This is a genomic window from Staphylococcus hominis subsp. hominis (genome assembly GCF_002901845.1).
In the GTDB taxonomy this organism is placed as follows: Bacteria; Bacillota; Bacilli; order Staphylococcales; family Staphylococcaceae; genus Staphylococcus; species Staphylococcus hominis.
On record NZ_PPQE01000007.1, the window covers coordinates 1 to 18,526 of the forward strand.

Annotated in this window: 18 protein-coding genes and 1 riboswitch; of the genes, 17 read left to right on the forward strand and 1 reads right to left on the reverse strand. The window is 29.0% G+C overall.

Features of this window, described 5'->3' with window-relative positions; genetic code table 11:
• Positions 1 to 76: 76 nt before the first annotated feature.
• From CD034_RS00900 to CD034_RS00975, 16 genes are all read left to right on the forward strand, one after another.
• Complete coding sequence (locus CD034_RS00900; RefSeq protein WP_103288033.1) at positions 77 to 739, forward strand: Wzz/FepE/Etk N-terminal domain-containing protein; 663 nt, start codon at positions 77 to 79, stop codon at positions 737 to 739.
• An 18-nt stretch (positions 740 to 757) separates the two neighbouring features.
• Complete coding sequence (locus CD034_RS00905) at positions 758 to 1,465, forward strand: polysaccharide biosynthesis tyrosine autokinase (RefSeq protein ID WP_103288034.1); 708 nt, start codon at positions 758 to 760, stop codon at positions 1,463 to 1,465.
• A complete protein-coding gene (locus CD034_RS00910) occupies positions 1,458 to 2,225 on the forward strand; it encodes a tyrosine-protein phosphatase (RefSeq protein WP_103288035.1) in 768 nt (255 codons plus the stop codon). Before CD034_RS00905 ends, CD034_RS00910 begins: the two co-directional genes overlap by 8 nt.
• A gap of 32 nt (positions 2,226 to 2,257) precedes the next feature.
• On the forward strand, positions 2,258 to 4,066 hold the full coding sequence (locus CD034_RS00915; RefSeq protein WP_103288036.1) for a polysaccharide biosynthesis protein: 1,809 nt from the start codon (positions 2,258 to 2,260) through the stop codon (positions 4,064 to 4,066).
• Between the two features lie 7 nt (positions 4,067 to 4,073).
• Positions 4,074 to 5,393, forward strand: coding sequence for an O-antigen polysaccharide polymerase Wzy (gene wzy / locus CD034_RS00920; RefSeq protein WP_103288037.1), 1,320 nt, complete (start codon positions 4,074 to 4,076; stop codon positions 5,391 to 5,393).
• A 13-nt stretch (positions 5,394 to 5,406) separates the two neighbouring features.
• Positions 5,407 to 6,600, forward strand: coding sequence for an oligosaccharide flippase family protein (locus tag CD034_RS00925; protein WP_103288038.1), 1,194 nt, complete (start codon positions 5,407 to 5,409; stop codon positions 6,598 to 6,600).
• 52 nt (positions 6,601 to 6,652) lie between these two features.
• Complete coding sequence (locus CD034_RS11530) at positions 6,653 to 6,820, forward strand: LbetaH domain-containing protein (RefSeq protein WP_103288039.1); 168 nt, start codon at positions 6,653 to 6,655, stop codon at positions 6,818 to 6,820.
• Positions 6,821 to 6,884: 64 nt separating this feature from the next.
• On the forward strand, positions 6,885 to 7,943 hold the full coding sequence (locus tag CD034_RS00935; protein WP_103288040.1) for a glycosyltransferase: 1,059 nt from the start codon (positions 6,885 to 6,887) through the stop codon (positions 7,941 to 7,943).
• 14 nt (positions 7,944 to 7,957) lie between these two features.
• Positions 7,958 to 8,965, forward strand: a complete 1,008-nt coding sequence (locus tag CD034_RS00940) for an NAD-dependent epimerase (protein ID WP_103288041.1) — start codon at positions 7,958 to 7,960, stop codon at positions 8,963 to 8,965.
• 17 nt (positions 8,966 to 8,982) lie between these two features.
• Positions 8,983 to 10,128 carry a glycosyltransferase gene (locus CD034_RS00945; RefSeq protein ID WP_103288042.1) on the forward strand — a complete coding sequence of 382 codons (1,146 nt, stop codon included), beginning with the start codon at positions 8,983 to 8,985 and terminating at the stop codon, positions 10,126 to 10,128.
• 19 nt (positions 10,129 to 10,147) lie between these two features.
• Entirely contained in the window at positions 10,148 to 11,488 is a 1,341-nt protein-coding gene (locus CD034_RS00950; RefSeq protein ID WP_103288043.1) for a phenylacetate--CoA ligase family protein, read from the forward strand.
• A gap of 14 nt (positions 11,489 to 11,502) precedes the next feature.
• Positions 11,503 to 12,774: a nucleotide sugar dehydrogenase gene (locus tag CD034_RS00955; protein WP_103288044.1), complete on the forward strand. Its 1,272-nt coding sequence runs from the start codon at positions 11,503 to 11,505 to the stop codon at positions 12,772 to 12,774.
• Positions 12,775 to 12,802: 28 nt separating this feature from the next.
• Positions 12,803 to 13,942: a glycosyltransferase family 4 protein gene (locus CD034_RS00960; RefSeq protein WP_103288045.1), complete on the forward strand. Its 1,140-nt coding sequence runs from the start codon at positions 12,803 to 12,805 to the stop codon at positions 13,940 to 13,942.
• 5 nt (positions 13,943 to 13,947) lie between these two features.
• Complete coding sequence (locus CD034_RS00965; protein WP_103288046.1) at positions 13,948 to 14,505, forward strand: sugar transferase; 558 nt, start codon at positions 13,948 to 13,950, stop codon at positions 14,503 to 14,505.
• Complete coding sequence (locus tag CD034_RS00970; protein WP_103288047.1) at positions 14,505 to 15,371, forward strand: NAD-dependent epimerase/dehydratase family protein; 867 nt, start codon at positions 14,505 to 14,507, stop codon at positions 15,369 to 15,371. Before CD034_RS00965 ends, CD034_RS00970 begins: the two co-directional genes overlap by 1 nt.
• A 16-nt stretch (positions 15,372 to 15,387) precedes the next feature.
• Positions 15,388 to 16,332 carry an LCP family glycopolymer transferase gene (locus CD034_RS00975; RefSeq protein WP_103288048.1) on the forward strand — a complete coding sequence of 315 codons (945 nt, stop codon included), beginning with the start codon at positions 15,388 to 15,390 and terminating at the stop codon, positions 16,330 to 16,332.
• 110 nt (positions 16,333 to 16,442) lie between these two features.
• On the opposite strand, the gene CD034_RS00980 is transcribed toward CD034_RS00975, so the two are convergent.
• Positions 16,443 to 17,918: an alkaline phosphatase gene (locus CD034_RS00980; RefSeq protein ID WP_103288053.1), complete on the reverse strand. Its 1,476-nt coding sequence runs from the start codon at positions 17,916 to 17,918 to the stop codon at positions 16,443 to 16,445.
• Positions 17,919 to 18,126: 208 nt separating this feature from the next.
• Positions 18,127 to 18,227, forward strand: a riboswitch (SAM riboswitch).
• Positions 18,228 to 18,298: 71 nt separating this feature from the next.
• Here CD034_RS00980 and CD034_RS11120 point away from each other — a divergent pair.
• Positions 18,299 to 18,472, forward strand: coding sequence for a hypothetical protein (locus CD034_RS11120; RefSeq protein WP_002449232.1), 174 nt, complete (start codon positions 18,299 to 18,301; stop codon positions 18,470 to 18,472).
• The last annotated feature ends 54 nt before the right edge of the window (positions 18,473 to 18,526 follow it).

The window sequence follows — 18,526 nt, forward strand, 5'->3', positions numbered from 1 at the left end:
GTACTTATATTAATATGTATATATCATATTTAATTTCGATAATTGAAAATAGTATAAAAATTTATTGGAGGATATAATGGAAAATACACTTGGTTTATCAAAGTTAATAGAAATATTGAAAAGAAAATGGAAATTATTAATTATGATTCCAATTCTTTTTATGATTATTGCACTTCTAGTTACATTATTTTTAATGAAACCTCAATACCAAGCAAATACTCAAGTATTAGTAAATCAAAAAGAAAAAAATAGCGACCTTATGGCTCAAGAAGTTCAAAGTAATATTCAGTTAGTTAATACGTATTCTGAAATCATTAAGAGTCCAAGAATATTAGATGAAGTTGCTAAAAAAGAAAACCAGTATACTTCTTCAGATATAAAAAATATGTTGGTTGTTAATACTCAAGCAAATTCACAAATATTAAATATCAATATTAAAAATAACAATAAACAAAAAGCAGAAAAAGTAGCGAACGATATAGCAACTGTATTTAGTAAAAAAATGCCAAGTATTATGAATGTAGATAATGTTTCCGTATTGTCTAAAGCGAATGGAACTGCTACAAAAGTTTCGCCTAAGCTCTATGTCAATATAGTAATTGGTTTAGTAATTGGTTTATTACTTGCACTAGGAATTATTATACTTAACGAATTATTAGATAAAAGAATACGTAATGAAGAAGATGTCAAAAGCGAACTCGATATACCAGTTTTAGGCTCTATTCCAAAAATTAAATAGTTGAGGAGATTAAAATATATGTCTAACAAGAAAAAAAGAAAATTATTAATGACGCCTTTAATAACACAAGATAAACCCAAATCAGTGATTAGTGAAAAATTTAGAGGAATTCGATCGAATATTATGTTTTCAGGTGCAGATGAAGAAGTTAGAAGCGTTATTATAACATCAGAAAAGCCAGCAGCTGGAAAAAGTATCATATCTGCAAATATTGCTGTGACTTATGCACAAGCAGGTTATAAAACATTAATCGTTGACGGAGATATGAGAAAACCCACACAACATTATATTTTAGAGAAGTCAAACTATGATGGACTATCCAATTTAATTGTTGGAAAAAGTAGTATTCATAAATCGATTGAATCAACACGTATAGAAAATTTAGATATTTTAACATCTGGTCCAGTGCCGCCCAATCCTTCTGAGTTAATTGATTCAAAACGTTTTGAAATAATATACCAACAACTTAAAGAAATGTATGACATGATTATTATTGATACTCCACCAGTGATGTCAGTAACAGATGCACAAGTATTTATGCAATATGTCAAATACTGCTTACTTGTAATAGATACTGAAAAAAATAATAAAAACGACATAAAAAAAGCAAAACAATTGATTGAAAAAGCGCATGGCCAGGTAATAGGTGCAGTATTAAATAAAACGGCTAAAGATAAATCATCTAACTATTATTATTACTATGGAGATGATTCAAAGAATGATTGATATACATAATCATATACTTATTGACGTAGATGATGGTCCTAAAAATATTGAAGAAGCTGTTGAATTACTAAAACAAAGTAAACAACAAGGAATTACAGAAATTATAGCGACGCCACATCATTTAAATCCAAAGTATGAAACACCAAATGAAGTAGTAATAAAAAAGATACAAGAACTTTCTGAGATAGATGAAATAAAAGCACTTAATATAAAAATCTATCCAGGGCAAGAAATTAGATTAACAGATCAAATCATACCTCAATTAGAAAACGGAGAAGCGATAGGACTTAATCACTCCAAATATTTATTAATTGAGTTGCCGTCCAATGATATACCGCATTATACGAAACGTTTACTTTATGAATTGCAGTCTAGAGGATATATTCCAATCATTGCCCATCCTGAAAGAAATAAAAGGATAAGTACAAACTTAGATGATTTATATGACTTAATTAATAATGGCGCTTTGAGTCAACTTACATCCGCATCGTTAATAGGGCATTATGGTAAAAAAATTCAAAAAATATCAATTCAAATGATAGAAAATAATTTAACGCATTTTATTGCTTCAGATGCACATCATGTAAAACAAAGACCATTTATTATGAATGAATTATTTGACGATAAAAAAATACATAAATATGAAAAAAACATACAAAAGCTTATAGAAAATGCTCAATTTGTTATTCAAAACAAAGATATAGTTAAAAGAAGACCTACTCAAGATTACAGACATAAAAAATTCTTTGGTCTTTTTTAATATTTTAAGAGCATCTTGGGAGGGAAATAAAAGTGGACAAATTAACCGCACGACAACGTCTACTTATTTTAATTATCATTGATTCATTGATTGTGACATTTTCAGTATTTATTTGTTATAGCATACTAGAACCTTTTTTTAAAACGTATTCATATAATATTCTGATTCTTACTTCTATTATATTACTTATTTCTCATCACATTTTCGCATATATATTTAATTTATACCATCGCGCTTGGGAATATGCGAGTGTAAATGAATTACTATTAATTGTTGAAGCAGTGACATGCTCAATTATAGCAACAACTCTTGTAGTACCTATATTTACAGGTAGACCTCCATTTTTAAGATTGTATTTAATCACATGGATGATGCACCTGATTCTTATAGGAGGATCAAGAATTTCATGGAGAATCGCGCGTGGTTTTTTAGTAGGAAAACGGAAAAAGAAAAAACCAACACTGATTGTAGGCGCAGGTCGCGGTGGATCACTATTAATAAGACAAATGTTACGAAGTCCAGATATGGGATTAGAACCTGTCTTAGCTGTAGACGATGATCCACAAAAGCGTAATTTAGCTATTACTGGAGGAGTTAAAGTCCAGGGCACAATTAAAGATATTCCTAATCTAGTAGAAAAGTATCGAATTAAAAGAATTATCATTGCTATACCTACGCTTTTACCAGGTAGATTGAAAGAAATCACTGATCTATGTAACAGTACTGGGGTAGATATCTTCAAAATGCCAAGTATAGAGTCTGTATTATCTGGAGAGTTAGAGGTTAACCAATTAAAACGTGTAGAAGTTGAAGATTTACTAGGAAGAGAACCAGTAGAGTTAGATATGGCCATGATTTCAAAAGAACTAACGCATAAAACCATATTAGTTACTGGAGCAGGAGGATCTATAGGATCTGAAATATGTCGACAAGTATGTAAATTTGAACCAGAAAGAATGATATTACTTGGACACGGTGAAAATAGTATTTATTTAATTCATCAAGAACTAACGAAATTGTACAAGGATAAAATTGAAATTATTCCAGTCATTGCAGATGTACAAGATGGAGAACGTATTCAAGATATTGTTGATAAGTATCATCCATATGCAATTTATCATGCAGCTGCTCATAAACATGTACCACTTATGGAATATAATCCTACTGAAGCATTCAAAAACAATGTACTTGGAACAAGAAATGTAGCAACTGCCGCTAAAAAAGCTGGAGTTAGAAAGTTTGTCATGATTTCAACTGATAAAGCGGTTAACCCACCTAATGTCATGGGTGCATCTAAACGTATGGCTGAAATGGTCGTACAAAGTCTCAATGATGAAAATAGTAAGACTGATTTTGTAGCTGTGCGATTTGGAAATGTTTTAGGTTCAAGAGGATCCGTCATTCCATTATTTAAAAAACAAATTGCAGCAGGTGGACCTGTCACAGTGACGCATCCAGATATGACACGATACTTTATGACGATTCCTGAAGCCTCAAGACTAGTACTTCAAGCAGGAGCATTAGCACAAGGTGGAGAAGTATTTGTATTAGATATGGGAGAACCAGTAAAAATAGTTGATTTAGCGAGAAATTTAATCCGATTAAGCGGTAAGTCTGAAGATGAAATTAAAATTGAATTTTCAGGAATTCGCCCAGGTGAAAAATTATATGAAGAATTGTTAAACGAAGACGAGATACATGCTGAACAAGTTTATGAAAAAATATATCGAGGGCGCGTAAAACATCACAGTAAAGATGAAGTGAATGAATTAGTTGAAGATTTAAATCATCATTTCTCGCAACAAAAAATTATTAATATTGCTAATAGAAAAGGTTGTTGATTGTTAAATGAAAGTTAATATCAACTTTAGAATGGTTATAAATTTTGTTCTTCATATTATTACGAGTTTTATTTTTTTATATTTTCACTATAATCTAATTAGTTTTAAAATACTAGTTATTTCTCTTACGTTAACTATAGCTTCAAGTATTTTTATTTTGTACAAAAATAAAAATGGTTTTTTAATGATTTACTTATTTTACTTATATCTTACTAATTATGGTATATATTTAACAAACTGTTTTATTGAAAATCCATTTCTAGAGTATCATGGTGATTTAACTTGGTATTATAAGAATTTTAAGTCTTTATTAGAAATAGTTAGCTTTGGTTTGCTTCTATTCTCGTTACTAAGTATTATTATGATAATTTTTAATATTAAATTTCAAAAAAAGCACTATAAAAAATTAAATATTAATAATTCAGGTGATGCAACCTATTTTTATACAGGTATTTTCTTTATAATTCTATTCACTTTTCAATTTTTATATTATATATTAACTGGAAAGTTATCTATAAATACATATGGTGATTATGTAGATAGTATTCAAAAATTACCTATGTATACATATGGGGTATTTATCTTTTCTGTAGGAATTGCTTTCGCTTTTTCAAATGTTAAAAAAACTAACCTCAAATATTTAATAATGCTTATAACGCCTCAATGTGTATTGTTTTTGGCGACTGGTAATAGAGGAGAAGTTTTTTATCCTATTTTGACAGCACTAGGAGTACTTATAATCAGAGGAATAAAATTAAAGTGGGGAACTGTAATTCTCTTTATATTCACTTTATTCTTTTTAATACCTTTAATTAAAATAAACAGGCAAGTTCAAAGCTTTTCTTTTAATGAAATTAATATAAATTGGTTTAGTTCATTGGTTGAAATTGGTTATACACTAAGACCTTTTGGATATGTGTATGATTGGATAAGAAATGGAGAAACATTATCTTTAGGGTATAGTTATTTAGCTCCTATTCAAAATATATTTTCAAAATTTATTCCAGGTCTTTCACCTGTTGATTATAAAATAGAGGGATTCGGGTTTAGATATAGACTTGAAGGTATGGGGTTTAATGTTATGGCAGAAGCTTATTATAATGGTGCTATTGTAGGAATGATAATAATTATTATGATCCTTGTGTTTGTATTAACGAAATTTTCTCATTTTGGAAGGTTTACTACTTTATCGATTGGTGCTGCAGTCACAAGTGTATTAATTAATAACATTAGAAATGCATTTTCATTTGTTCCTGGGTATATACTTATAATCCTTTTAATTTCATTTATATTATATATAACTAAAAATTTTATAGAGAAAGAGTAAAAGAGTGAAAAAAATGAAAAAATTTAATTATATATTCTTGGCGAATTTATTTTCAGCTTTATGTAAGTTTTTAGTTTTAATAATTTTAGCAAGACTAGGATCGCCAGTTGAAGTAGGAAAGTATAATTATGCTTTAGTAATATCAGCCCCTATCTTTTTGTTTTTATCATTAAAAATACGCTCAGTTATAGTTACTAATGATAACTATAGTCCCAACAATCATTATTCAACTATATTAACAATAAACAGTATTACTATAATATTTTTATCAATTATAGCTTTAATTATAGATTCATCAAATTTCAAAGTAGTATTATTAGTCTCAATAATTAAAATTGTTGAAAATCTAAAAGAAGTTGCATATGGAATATACCAAAAAGATAGTGAAATAAAATACTTAAGTATGTCTATGATCTCTTATAATTTTTTTAGTTTTCTATGTTTTTCTATTACTTTTTGTTTAACTAAAAGTCTAGAATTAAGCCTAATATTATGGCTGATTATTGCTATAGTATCTTTTTATATTATAGATAAAACATTATTAAAAAAAGAATATAATATTAAGCTGAAATACGTAAAAGATTATCAAATAATGAAAGAAATATTTTTATTAGCTTTTCCATTATCATTATCTAGTGCTATAGGTTCACTAAATACTGGTATACCTAGAATACTAATGAAAAGCTTTTATGGTGAATATTATTTAGGCATTTTTTCAACAATAGCATATTTGTTAGTTGTAGGTAATTTGTTTGCTAATTCAATTAGTCAGATTTTTCTACCTAAATTAAGAAATTATTACCGTTTAAAGAATTATGATGAGTATAGAAAAACGACGAAAAAAATGATGTTTTTAGGTTTTGTTGTTGGGATAGTAGGTGTTTTATTAAGTTCAATTATTGGGAAGACAATTTTGAAAATAGTATTTGGCAATGAATATGCTAATAATTCTATGACATTAGTAATTCTCTCATTTGGGTTGGTTTTTATATTAAGTGGTGTTTTTTTAGGTACTTCGATTGTAGCTACGGGTAACTATAAGGTTAATTATAAAATATCTTTAATTACATTTGTTAGTATAATTATTTTAAGTATACTTTTTATACCTCGATTTAGACTTATTGGCACTGCCATAACAATAAGCTTTTCGCAATTAATCACATTAATTGCATATTATTACTTTTATAAAAAAGTAGATAAGAGTTAAAAGATAAGATTATGTTAAAAAATCAAAAATAAGTCATAATGTTTTTATTGGAATGAATTCAATAGTTTTACCAAATGTAAGTATAGGTAATAATGTGGTAATAGGTGTTGGTAATACCGTTACAAAAAATATTCATAATAATTGTGTTTATGTTGGAAATCCAGCTCATTTTATTAAAGATATTTATGATTATAAGAAAAAAAGTATTAACTTTCGCTAATAACATAAAAATATGCAAAAAAAGAAATTATTTATTAGCCAAATATATTAAATAGGGGGATAGTATGAAGAAGATATTGCATGTATTTGGAAGGATGAATAGAGGAGGAGCAGAATTAAGAACGAAGGATGTAATAGAGAGCCTTAATGATAAATATGAATTTCATATCTGTGTTTTATCAGGAAAAGTAGGTACACTTGATGAGGAATTAAAACAAAGTAATGTGAAAATACACTATTTATCATTAAAATCACCTTTTTTCATAACTAGATTTTTAAAACTTTTAAAACGAAACAAATTTGATATTGTTCATAGTCACATATTATATGTTAGTGGTTTTATTCAAGTATTAGCATTTTTAGCTGGAGTTAAAGGTCGGATATCTCATTTTAGAACCTCTAGAGATTTAAAAGAAATCAAAAATCCTTTGAGAAAAATCAGAAACAATTTTTTAGCAATGATATTACAACTTTTTAGTACCAAAATAGTCTATGTTAGTGAAGTGGCTAAAGAAAATTTAATTAAAAGAAAGATATTTAAAAGTAAGCATATAGTTATATATAACGGGTTAAAGAAACCCAGTAATATTGATTTAGAAAAGAAAGAAAATATATTTACAAATGTTTCTAGATTTAAAGATTCTAAAAATCAATTGTTTTTATTGGATGTAATAGAAGTTTTAAAGAATTATTATAATATCAATATTAAAGTTCAATTTTTAGGTGATTATAACAATGAATATGGAAGAAAATTTATAAAAGAAATGAAAAAAAGAAACTTAAAAGATAATGTTTACTTAGTAGGAGAGGTATCTAATCCTTATCCTTTTTTATGTAAAAGTAAATATTTTTTATTTCCAAGTCAACTAGAGGGTCTACCAGGAGCATTAATTGAAGCTCATTTATCAAAATGTATATCTGTTACTTCAAACATTAAAGAAAATATTGAAGTAAATGAATACTTTCCTCATTCATCATTCACTATTGAATTAGAAAAAGAAGCTTGGGCAAGAGAAATATATAAATTATTAAATAATAAATATAAAATTAAATTTGATAATTTACATTCTTTTGAATTAGAAACGTGTGTTAATCACGTTGAAAAATTATATAGTATATACTAGGAGGCATGTATAACATGAAAGTTTTAATCACAGGTGCTGCAGGATTTATTGGTTCAACATTAGCAAAGAAATTAATTAAGCAAGGTTATGAGGTAATAGGAATCGACAACATTAATGACTATTACTCTGTAGAATTAAAAGAAGATAGATTGAAATCAATTGGTAAAGATCACTTTACTTTTTATAAAACAGACTTAGAAGATTATGAAAAAGTGAATCAAATTTTTGAAGATGAAAAACCAGAGGTTGTAGTCAATTTAGCTGCCCAAGCGGGCGTAAGATATAGTTTGGAAAATCCAAGAGCATACATTGACTCAAATATTGTTGGATTTATGAACATCTTAGAAGGTTGCCGTCACCATGAAGTAAAACATTTAATTTATGCTTCTTCAAGTTCAGTCTATGGTGCAAATACAAATAAGCCATTTAAAACTTCAGATAATATTGATCACCCATTAAGCTTATATGCTGCTACTAAAAAATCAAACGAACTTATGGCGCATACTTATAGCCACCTTTATAACTTGCCAACAACAGGGTTACGCTTCTTCACAGTTTATGGCCCGTGGGGCAGACCTGACATGGCATTATTTAAATTCACTAAAGCAGTAGTAAATGACGAAACCATTGATGTATATAATCATGGGAACATGATGCGTGATTTTACTTATGTTGATGATATTGTAGAAGCAATTAGTCGCTTAATTCAAAAACCAGCGCAACCAAATCCTGAATGGTCTGGTGCTAATCCAGATCCAAGTTCTTCATATGCACCTTATAAAATCTATAATATTGGTAATAACAGTCCAGTTCGTCTAATGGAATTCGTTGAAGCAATTGAAAATAAACTTGGTAAAACAGCGAAGAAAAATTATATGGATTTACAACCTGGAGATGTACCAGAAACATATGCGAACGTAGATGATTTATTCAAAAATATTGATTTCAAACCACAAACATCTATACAAGATGGTGTGAATAAATTTATTGATTGGTATTTAGATTATTACAAATTAAGATAAAGAAAGAAGGGTTTATAATGAAATTATTATTTGTACATGATTTCCCTGCTGAGTTTAATAAAGGGGACTATTATTCTTTAGGATTTACTTATAGTATTTGGGAAAGGTACTTATCTGTATTTGATCGAATGATTATAAGCTCAAGGTTTAAAAACATTAAAGAGGTTGGAAATAAAAAAAAATCTAGTGGAAAAAAAGTTGAATTTAGACCTATTACATCATATAAATCTCCGAAATCTTTACTAAATAATCATAAAGATATTATTGAAAAGATTACCTTAGCAATTAAAGAAAGTGATGGTGTATTAATAAGAGTCCCAAGTGTACTTGGTTTTATAGCTGCTAAAATTTGTAAGCAATTGAATAAAAAATATATGGTTGAAGTAGTGGGAGCTGCATATGATGCTTTCTGGTATCATGGGTCAATAATTGGTAAAATCCTAGCTTCACCGATGGAAATCTTACAAAAAGAGGCAGTAAGACATGCAACAGTTGCTATATATGTAACTCAAAGCTATTTAAGTAATAAATATCCTTGCAAAGGAAAAAAATTCACGGGAATATCCAATGTTCAAAACATTACTAAGGTTTCTAAAGATTTAAGTATCAATAAAAATTTAAGAGTTGGATTAATAGGATCTACTTTTGTTGACTATAAAGGGCACACTACAGCTATTAAGGCAGCCAGTGTATTAAAATCTAAAGAATTACCTATCAAATTAGAATTTGTTGGAGAAGGTCCAAGTCCAAAATTTTCAAACATGGCAAAAGAATACGGATTAGAAAATGATGTGAAATTTAAAGGGAAAATATATGAAAAAGAAAAACTAAAAGAGTGGTTTAGTACCTTAGATGTATATATTCAACCAAGTTTAACAGAAGGTCATTGTAGGTCCATTGTTGAAGCAATCAGTTGTGGTGTGCCTACGTTAGGTTCCTCAGTTGGAGGAAACTCAGATAGTTTAGATAGTTCATTCTTATTTAAAGCTAAAGACTATAAAGCATTAGCAACATTAATTGAAAGACTTTATATAAACCAAAGCTTTAGAGAAGAAAATATTAGGAAAAATCAAAACAAAATCTCAGTGTATGACAATGAACAGCTGCAATTAAGACGAAAAGAAGCGTTGATTTATTATAAAAATAAAATAATAAATAATTAATTATATGAGGAGACACAGTATGCTTCAATTTATATATAACCATTCCCCAATATTTTTTCAAAATATTATGGTTTCAGTTCAAGGAAAACTTTTTGAAAGGCAAAGATACACAGAACATTATTTTAAAGAATTATCTAAATTAAGAAATTGTCAAAATCCATTTGATTTACAAAATGAAAGAATGCAAGAATTTTATAAATTAATTAAAAATGAAAGTGATTATTATCAAGAAAAATTAACAGGGTTTGGTAATAAAATAGATTTAAATAATTTGAATCAATATCCTATGTTAACTAAAGAACAAGTTAGAACTAATATTGAAAAAATAGTTAATAAGAAATCAAAGAATTTGATTACATTAGGAACAGGTGGCTCAACAGGTAAAAGTTTGAAAATATTTTCAAATTCTTATGATATGTCAAGGAAAATAGCTTATCTTGATTATTTTAAAGAACAACACGGTGTTTTTAAAGGGATGAAAAGAGTAAGTATAGGGGGAAGAAAAATTGTGCCTCAAAAACAAAAGAAAAAAATTTTTTGGAGATACAATGAACCATTGAATCAATTAATGATTTCGGCTTATCATGCCGAAGGAGAAAACCTTAAATATTATGTTCAAAAATTAAATGATTTCAAGCCTGAGACATTAGATGGTTTCCCCACCGTATTACATAGAATTTCTAAATATATATTAGAAAATAATATTAAATTGACTTTTACTCCAATTGCAATTTTTCCAACTGCAGAAACTTTAACAGATGAAATGCGAAACGATATTGAAAAAGCTTTTAATTGTCCAGTAAGAAATCAATATGCATCCTCTGAAGGATCACCATTTATAATAGAAAATACAAAAGGTGAATATGAAATTGGAGCGATGAGTGGTTATTTTGAACTTGAAAAAGTTGAAGATAAAATTTATGAATTAATCGTAACAGGTTTTTATACGACTACTACCCCTCTATTTAGATACAAAATTGGTGATTCAGTAGAACTATATGAAGAATTACCTGAAAATTACATACAAAAAGATATTAAAATTAAAAAAATAATTGGAAGAAATAATGACTTTTTAAAGTCTAGCGAAAGAGGAATAATTACCAATGTATATTTATCTACCGCTATTAGAGAACTAGGAAACACAGTTGTTGATTCGCAATTTGTTCAAAATGAGATTGACTTAGTAGAAGTAAATTTAGTAGTTGCTGAGGAGACCAATACTAAAAAACTTATTAATAAATTAGAAACACAATTAAGATCAAGATTCGGTGATAGGACTCAATTTAAATATAATTTTGTAGATAATATTCCCCTTACTAATGGTGGAAAAAAACGATTCATGATTAATAATTTAAAATAAAGGAGTAATTTACAATGGATAGAAATATAGCAGTTGTAGGTTTAGGATATGTAGGTTTACCAGTAGCAGTCACTTTTGGGAAAAAACATAAAGTCATTGGTTTTGATATTAATGAAAACAGAATTAAAGAATTAAAAGAAAATTATGATAGAACAAATGAAGTGACATCAGAAGACTTAAAAGCTACAAATATTTATTTTACTTCTAATTCAGAAGATTTGAAAAAGGCTGACTTTATTATTGTAGCAGTTCCAACACCGATTGATAAAAATAATAAGCCAGACTTAACACCACTACTTAAAGCGAGTGAAACGGTTGGTCAAGTGTTAACGCCTGATACCATCGTTGTATATGAATCAACTGTATATCCAGGCGCAACAGAAGAAGATTGTGTTCCAATATTAGAAAGAGAATCAGGCTTAACTTGTGGTAAAGATTTCTTTGTTGGCTATTCACCTGAAAGAATTAATCCAGGCGATAAAGTACATACATTTGAAACAATCACTAAAGTTGTTTCAGGTCAAACACCAGAAGTATTAGAAGTTGTTGCTGACGTATATGGTTCTGTAGTTACTGCAGGTGTGCATAAAGCATCATCAATTAAAGTAGCAGAAGCAGCTAAAGTAATTGAAAATACACAACGTGACGTAAATATCGCCCTAATGAATGAATTAGCATTAATTTTTGATAAATTAGATATCGATACAAATGAAGTATTACGTGCCTCAGGCACGAAATGGAATTTCTTGAATTTCAAACCAGGTTTAGTTGGAGGACATTGTATTGGTGTAGATCCTTACTACTTAACACATAAAGCTCAAGAAGTAGGCCATCATCCAGAAGTGATTTTAGCTGGTCGACGCATTAATGATGATATGTCTAAATTTATTGCCTCTAATGTCATTAAAGGCTTACTAAAACAAGGTTTAGAAGTTCAAGGCGCAACGGTAAATGTGTTAGGTCTAACATTTAAAGAAAATTGTCCTGACTTAAGAAACACAAAAGTGATTCATATTATTGAAGAACTAAAAGACTATGGTTTAGATGTACACGTAAATGATGTAGAAGCAGATAAAAAAGAAGCTAGAAAATTCTATAATATCGACTTAGAAGATAAACAAGATTTACCTAAGGCTGATACAATTATATTTGCTGTAGCACATGAAGATTATGTAGAACATAAACAAGAATACTTAAATCTTGTAAAAGAGAATGGTGTAGTACTTGATATTAAAGGTATTATTGAAGATGATGAAATCGGAAACAAAGGATTATGGAGACTATAAACTAAATGTGCTCTATAAATAAGGGTGAATGACATTGTCAAATAAAAAAATTTTTCAATTAGTAACTGTTTCAAAGAGTATTCCATTAATGAAAGGGCAAATTGAATATTTAAGAGATAAGGGACTCGACGCGCATGTTGTATCCTCAGAGGGACCAGAACAAAACACATATTCTTCTGATATTACACATATAGTTAACATGGAAAGAGAAATTTCTTTGAAAAATGATTTAAAATCATTAATGAATATGATTAGATTATTTAAAAAAGAAAAGCCCTATATTGTTAACTCTGGGACGCCTAAAGCAGGCTTAATAGGAACATTAGCTGCTTTTATCACAAAAAGGCCTGTACGTATTTATACTGTAAGAGGTTTAAGATTAGAAACAGCAACTAGTTTTAAATATAAAATTTTATATGCCATGGAAAAATTAGCAATGTTTTGTGCGACTGATGTGATATCGGTTTCATATAGTTTAAGAAACAAAATATTAGAGTTAAATTTAACGAAAAGTGATAAGATTATGGTTTTAGGAAATGGGAGTTCTAATGGTGTAGATTTAAGTATATATAATAAAGAAAATAATAATATCCCTAAAAGTATTAAAAAAGAACTTTCAACTAATTTTGTTATAGGCTTTGCTGGAAGAATAGTTAGAGATAAAGGTATATATGAATTAATAGAAGCATTTAAGGAACTTCAAAATAAACATTTAAATATAAAACTTTTAGTTCTAGGTGATTTTGAAAAAAGTAACTCTATATCTAAAAAAGATTATAATTATTTAGTGAATAATAAAGATGTTATTTTAACTGGTCATGTTAATTCTACAGCAAATTATTTTAATCACATAGATGTGTTAGTGCTACCAACCTATAGGGAAGGGTTTTCAAATGTAAGTATCGAAGCACAAGCAGTTGGCGTTCCTGTAATTACTACTAACGCTACTGGCGCAATAGACACTGTTGAAGACGGAGTAACAGGATTCATAGTTGAAAAAGGAAATATAAATGAAATAGTTAAAAATATAGAGACATTATTAAAAAATCAACACTTAAAAGAACAAATGGGTGAAAATGCTCGAAAAAGAGTAGAAGAATATTATTCAAACGAAGTTGTTTGGACTTTCCTAGAAAATATGTACAAAGATTATATAAAAAGGAATTGATTTATATGAAAAGATTGTTCGATATATTTAGTTCACTATTTGCTATTATAATATTTTTACCTGTTTTATTTTTAGTTTCATTAGCAATAAAGTTAGAGTCAAAAGGGCCGATTATTTTTAAACAAGATCGTCCAGGAATAAATAATAAGTTATTTAAAATTTATAAATTTAGATCTATGAAAGTTGATACTCCGAATGTAGCAACGGACTTATTGGATCCTGCTGATTTTATTACTAAATCGGGTAAAATAATTAGAAAAACGTCATTAGATGAATTACCACAATTATTTAATATCTTAAAAGGAGATATGACTGTAGTTGGTCCTAGACCAGCATTATACAATCAATATGAATTAATTGAAAAAAGAACAAAAGTGAATGTTCATAAAATTAAACCAGGATTAACTGGATTAGCACAAGTTATGGGTAGAGATGACAATTCTGATGATCAAAAAGTTCAATATGATAAATATTATTTAGAGAACCAGTCTTTTAAATTAGATATGTATATAATTTATAAAACAATAAAAAATACTATATCTTCAGAAGGAGTTAGTCATTAATGTCTAGAAATATATTAATAACTGGTAAAACAGGGTATATTGGAAACGCATTAGAAAAATTTTTCATTGCTCAAGGAGATAGAGTAGAGAGACTTAGTGTGAGAAGACAAACATGGCAAGAAAAAGATTTTTCAAAATTTGATGTTGTTATTCACTTAGCAGCATTAGTTCACAATAATACTCCTCATGCTAGGCTTACTGATTACTTTAAAGTTAACTATGAATTAACAAAAAATCTAGCTAACTTAGTTAAAAAAGCAGGTGTTAATAAATTCATTTTTCTAAGCACAATGAGCGTGTATGGAGAGGAAGGATCTTTAACATCTACTGTCAAAATTAATCGATATACTAAATGTAATCCAACTACATACTATGGCTTAACAAAATATAAAGCTGAAACAATGCTTGAAGATCTAGCAAATAATCAATTTCAAGTAAATATTATTAGACCACCGATGGTTTACGGAAAAAATTCACCTGGTAATTTTTCAAGGTTATTAAAGATGTCTAAAATAAACTTTATATATCCTAAAATCAGTAATCAGAGAAGTGTTATATATATAGATGATTTAGTTTATCATATTAATCAACTTATAAAGTATGATAGAACAACTCTTACTCATCCTCAGAATAAGGATTATATGGACACTAATCAGACATTAATGTTAATGCGGAAATTTAATGACAAGAAACCATATTTACTGGAAATTTCGTATTTTAAATTTTTAAATAAGTTTTTAAATAAAATAGGTATAATTAGAAAAGTTTATGGGAATTTAGTATATGATAAAGATATAGATAGTAAGTATAACTTTGAAGATAAAAGGTCTAATTTTGAAGATACTATCTTTAAAACTATTAAGTAAAGATAGAAGGAGTTATATGAAAAAGAAAAAATCAACGACTTTTAAAGTCATTATAACTATTTTAATTTTATTGTTCGTTGTGCTTATTGGAATAGTTATTTACGCATTTGCTAAATTCCATTCGTTGAACAATTCAATTAAAGAACCATTAGATAGAGATCACTCACAACTAAGACAAAAAAATTTAAAAGATGGCGATCCAATGACCGTTGTGTTATATGGTATTGACGATGATGCACAACGTCATCAAGAAAATTTAGGACAACGTAGTGATTCTATCGTATTAATGTCGATTAATCCAAAAGATAATAAGACAGTAATGGTAAGTGTACCACGTGATACGAGAACTGAAATTGTAGGTCACAATTCAACCGAGAAAATCAATCATGCTTATGCGTATGGTGGTCCCAAAATAGCAGTTCATTCATTAGAAAAGTTAATGGATGTACCGGTTGATCATTATATTGCAATAAATATGGATGGGGTAAAAACCGTTGTAGATGAAATAGGTGGCGTGAATATCATAAGTGATGCAACGTTTACGACAAAATCAACTACACCGTTTCATTTCGAAAAAGGTAAGCAATACCACATGGATGGTAAGCAAGCTTTAGCATATATGCGTGCGCGTAAAGAAGAAGGTGCTGGCGGTGATGGTGGACGTCAATTACGTCAGCAACAAGTCATCACAGCTGTTGCAAAAGAAGCTTTTTCAATGAATTCTGTTACTAAATTAAACAGTATATTTAAAGCAGCACAAGATAATTTAAGAACAGATTTAAGTTTTATAGAATTAAATAAATTTAGATCTGATTATAGTAAAGCTGATAATAATGTAGAACGTTTAATCATTGATGGCCAAGATGACAAAGGTGACGACGGATTGTACTATTTCTATCCTAATAACGATAGCTTAAATGAAGTAAAACAAAAAATTAAAGATAATTTAGAAATGAAATAATGATGTAAAAAAAGCACTTTAGCAGGTCTTTACTTGCAAAAGTGCTTGTTTCTGACCATAAAACAAGACGCTCTTTAATTATAGAGAGCGTCTTATCTATGAGCTAAATATTACTGTTGATTTTGGTTAGACGTGACATCTTGACCAAAGAAGTCGAAGATGTTTTTTGCACTATCTGTGTTATCAATGTTACCACGGAATTTATCAGCACCTGGACCATATGCATAAGTATTTACATCTTCACCAGTGTGACCATATGTTGTCCAACCAGTATGAGATGCATCGTTAATTGGTTTTTGAATTGCATCTTGTAATTGAGTTGTTGCTTCAGCAATTTTCGGATCCTTATCGTCTTTTGCTTTATCTTTAACGTCTTTTAATTCTTTCGCCGCATCTTTAACTTTATCTAATTGTTTTTCAGGGAAGTCGACACCATAACCTTCATTGATCACTGTTTCAGGGTCTTTACCTTTAGCAATTTGTTCAGTCATGTAACTGCCAGAATGTTTCATTTTATGAATAGCGTCTGGATTCCATACATAATCTTTGCCTTTAGCGATGGATAAACCGCCAGTTGAGTGGTCAGCAGTTGCGACAACTAATGTATCTTTATGATTTTTCGCATAGTCGATAGCGTTTTGGAATGCTTTATCGAAGCCGCTCATTTCTGACATGACACCAGTGATATCATTAGGATGACCAGCTTTATCAATTGAAGCGCCTTCTACCATTAAGAAGAATCCTTTATCATTTTTTTCTAATTTAGATAATGCACTCTCTTCCATATCTGCTAATAATGGGTTTTGTTGTGGTGCATCAATTTGTAACGGCATATTTTTCTCAGCGAATAAACCTAATACTTGGTCACTTTTTGAGTTAGCTAAGTCAGTCTTATTGGTTACATAGTCGTACCCATCTTTTTGAAATTTCTCAGTTAAATGACCATTTTCTTTACCGAAGTATTTAGAGCCTCCACCTAAGATAACATCTACTTTATGTTGGCCATTAATTTTATCGTTATAAAATTGTTGTGCAATGTCATCTTTTTTATCACGATCATCTACATGTGCAGCATACACAGCTGGGGTTGCATCAGTGACTTCTGCTGTTGTCACTAAACCAGTTGATTTACCTTGTTCTTTAGCATATTCTAATACTGACTTTAAAGGTTTTTTATCATTATCTACAGAGATTGAACCATTATATGTTTTATGACCTGTAGCGAAAGCTGTGCCACCTGCAGCTGAGTCAGTGACATTTTCTTTAGGATCGTTAGGATTAGTACGGTTAGTTCCTTTTAAATATTTATCAAAAGCAGTTTGATCTAATTCTTTGGTATTAGGATTATCTGCATAATAACGGTAAGCTGAATTATAAGAAGGACCCATACCATCTCCAACCATGAAAATCACATTTTTAGGATTTTTAGTGTTACCGATGGCCATGTAATCGCTATTTTGACCTTGTTGATCTTGAGCACCTTGTCCAGCACCAGATGCGAATGACACATGTGTTGTACCTAATACTGAAGCAGCTAGAATTGAAGTTGCTACTGTGGTTTTTCCGAATTTATTGATGAAACTCATCATTAAAAAAGCCCCCTAATATGTAAAATATAGATTACTTACATCTTTATATTAAGAAACTTTATTTGATTTGAAGTAAGTATTTAGTAAACTTTAGTTTAAGGTATTGTAAAAAATTATTAATTTATCATATTCTATGATTTAATAAATTAATTTAATATAAAGAATTGAAAATGTATGCTATAATAGTATTAAATAAAATAGTTTAATCTTATTAAGAGTAAGTGGAGGGAATTGGCCCTATGAAACTTCAGCAACTGCGCTTTGCGTGAGGTGCTACATCCAACAGGATTTCCTGAAAGATAAGAAGATGTCGACAAGCGCTTCTTATTTAAGGAGGGCTATTTTATTTACCCAAATTAAAAAAAGGTGGTAAACATATGACAACATTACAAGAACTATTTAAAGAATTAGATGATTGGGAACAGCATAGTCCTAAAAGTTGGGCAGGAAGTATGGGAAGAACAGCAAAAATCAATGATATCCAAAGACAAATTAAAGAAGCGATCACCATAGAAGATATTAGAAAGTATATTTTAAATAAAGAAGATTAAAAGTAAAAGAAGCATGGGAGTGAGACGGCGTATTCAAAATGAATTCGAATCTCG

What these genes read in the sequence shown, in the direction of transcription:
- CD034_RS00900 (WP_103288033.1), top strand. Translation starts at nt 77, where the DNA reads ATGGAAAATACACTTGGTTTATCAAAGTTAATAGAAATATTGAAAAGA.
- CD034_RS00905 (WP_103288034.1), top strand. Translation starts at nt 758, where the DNA reads ATGTCTAACAAGAAAAAAAGAAAATTATTAATGACGCCTTTAATAACA.
- CD034_RS00910 (WP_103288035.1), top strand. Translation starts at nt 1,458, where the DNA reads ATGATTGATATACATAATCATATACTTATTGACGTAGATGATGGTCCT.
- wzy (WP_103288037.1), top strand. Translation starts at nt 4,074, where the DNA reads ATGAAAGTTAATATCAACTTTAGAATGGTTATAAATTTTGTTCTTCAT.
- CD034_RS00925 (WP_103288038.1), top strand. Translation starts at nt 5,407, where the DNA reads ATGAAAAAATTTAATTATATATTCTTGGCGAATTTATTTTCAGCTTTA.
- CD034_RS11530 (WP_103288039.1), top strand. Translation starts at nt 6,653, where the DNA reads ATGAATTCAATAGTTTTACCAAATGTAAGTATAGGTAATAATGTGGTA.
- CD034_RS00935 (WP_103288040.1), top strand. Translation starts at nt 6,885, where the DNA reads ATGAAGAAGATATTGCATGTATTTGGAAGGATGAATAGAGGAGGAGCA.
- CD034_RS00940 (WP_103288041.1), top strand. Translation starts at nt 7,958, where the DNA reads ATGAAAGTTTTAATCACAGGTGCTGCAGGATTTATTGGTTCAACATTA.
- CD034_RS00945 (WP_103288042.1), top strand. Translation starts at nt 8,983, where the DNA reads ATGAAATTATTATTTGTACATGATTTCCCTGCTGAGTTTAATAAAGGG.
- CD034_RS00950 (WP_103288043.1), top strand. Translation starts at nt 10,148, where the DNA reads ATGCTTCAATTTATATATAACCATTCCCCAATATTTTTTCAAAATATT.
- CD034_RS00955 (WP_103288044.1), top strand. Translation starts at nt 11,503, where the DNA reads ATGGATAGAAATATAGCAGTTGTAGGTTTAGGATATGTAGGTTTACCA.
- CD034_RS00960 (WP_103288045.1), top strand. Translation starts at nt 12,803, where the DNA reads ATGACATTGTCAAATAAAAAAATTTTTCAATTAGTAACTGTTTCAAAG.
- CD034_RS00965 (WP_103288046.1), top strand. Translation starts at nt 13,948, where the DNA reads ATGAAAAGATTGTTCGATATATTTAGTTCACTATTTGCTATTATAATA.
- CD034_RS00970 (WP_103288047.1), top strand. Translation starts at nt 14,505, where the DNA reads ATGTCTAGAAATATATTAATAACTGGTAAAACAGGGTATATTGGAAAC.
- CD034_RS00975 (WP_103288048.1), top strand. Translation starts at nt 15,388, where the DNA reads ATGAAAAAGAAAAAATCAACGACTTTTAAAGTCATTATAACTATTTTA.
- CD034_RS00980 (WP_103288053.1), bottom strand. Translation starts at nt 17,918, where the DNA reads ATGAGTTTCATCAATAAATTCGGAAAAACCACAGTAGCAACTTCAATT.
- CD034_RS11120 (WP_002449232.1), top strand. Translation starts at nt 18,299, where the DNA reads ATGACAACATTACAAGAACTATTTAAAGAATTAGATGATTGGGAACAG.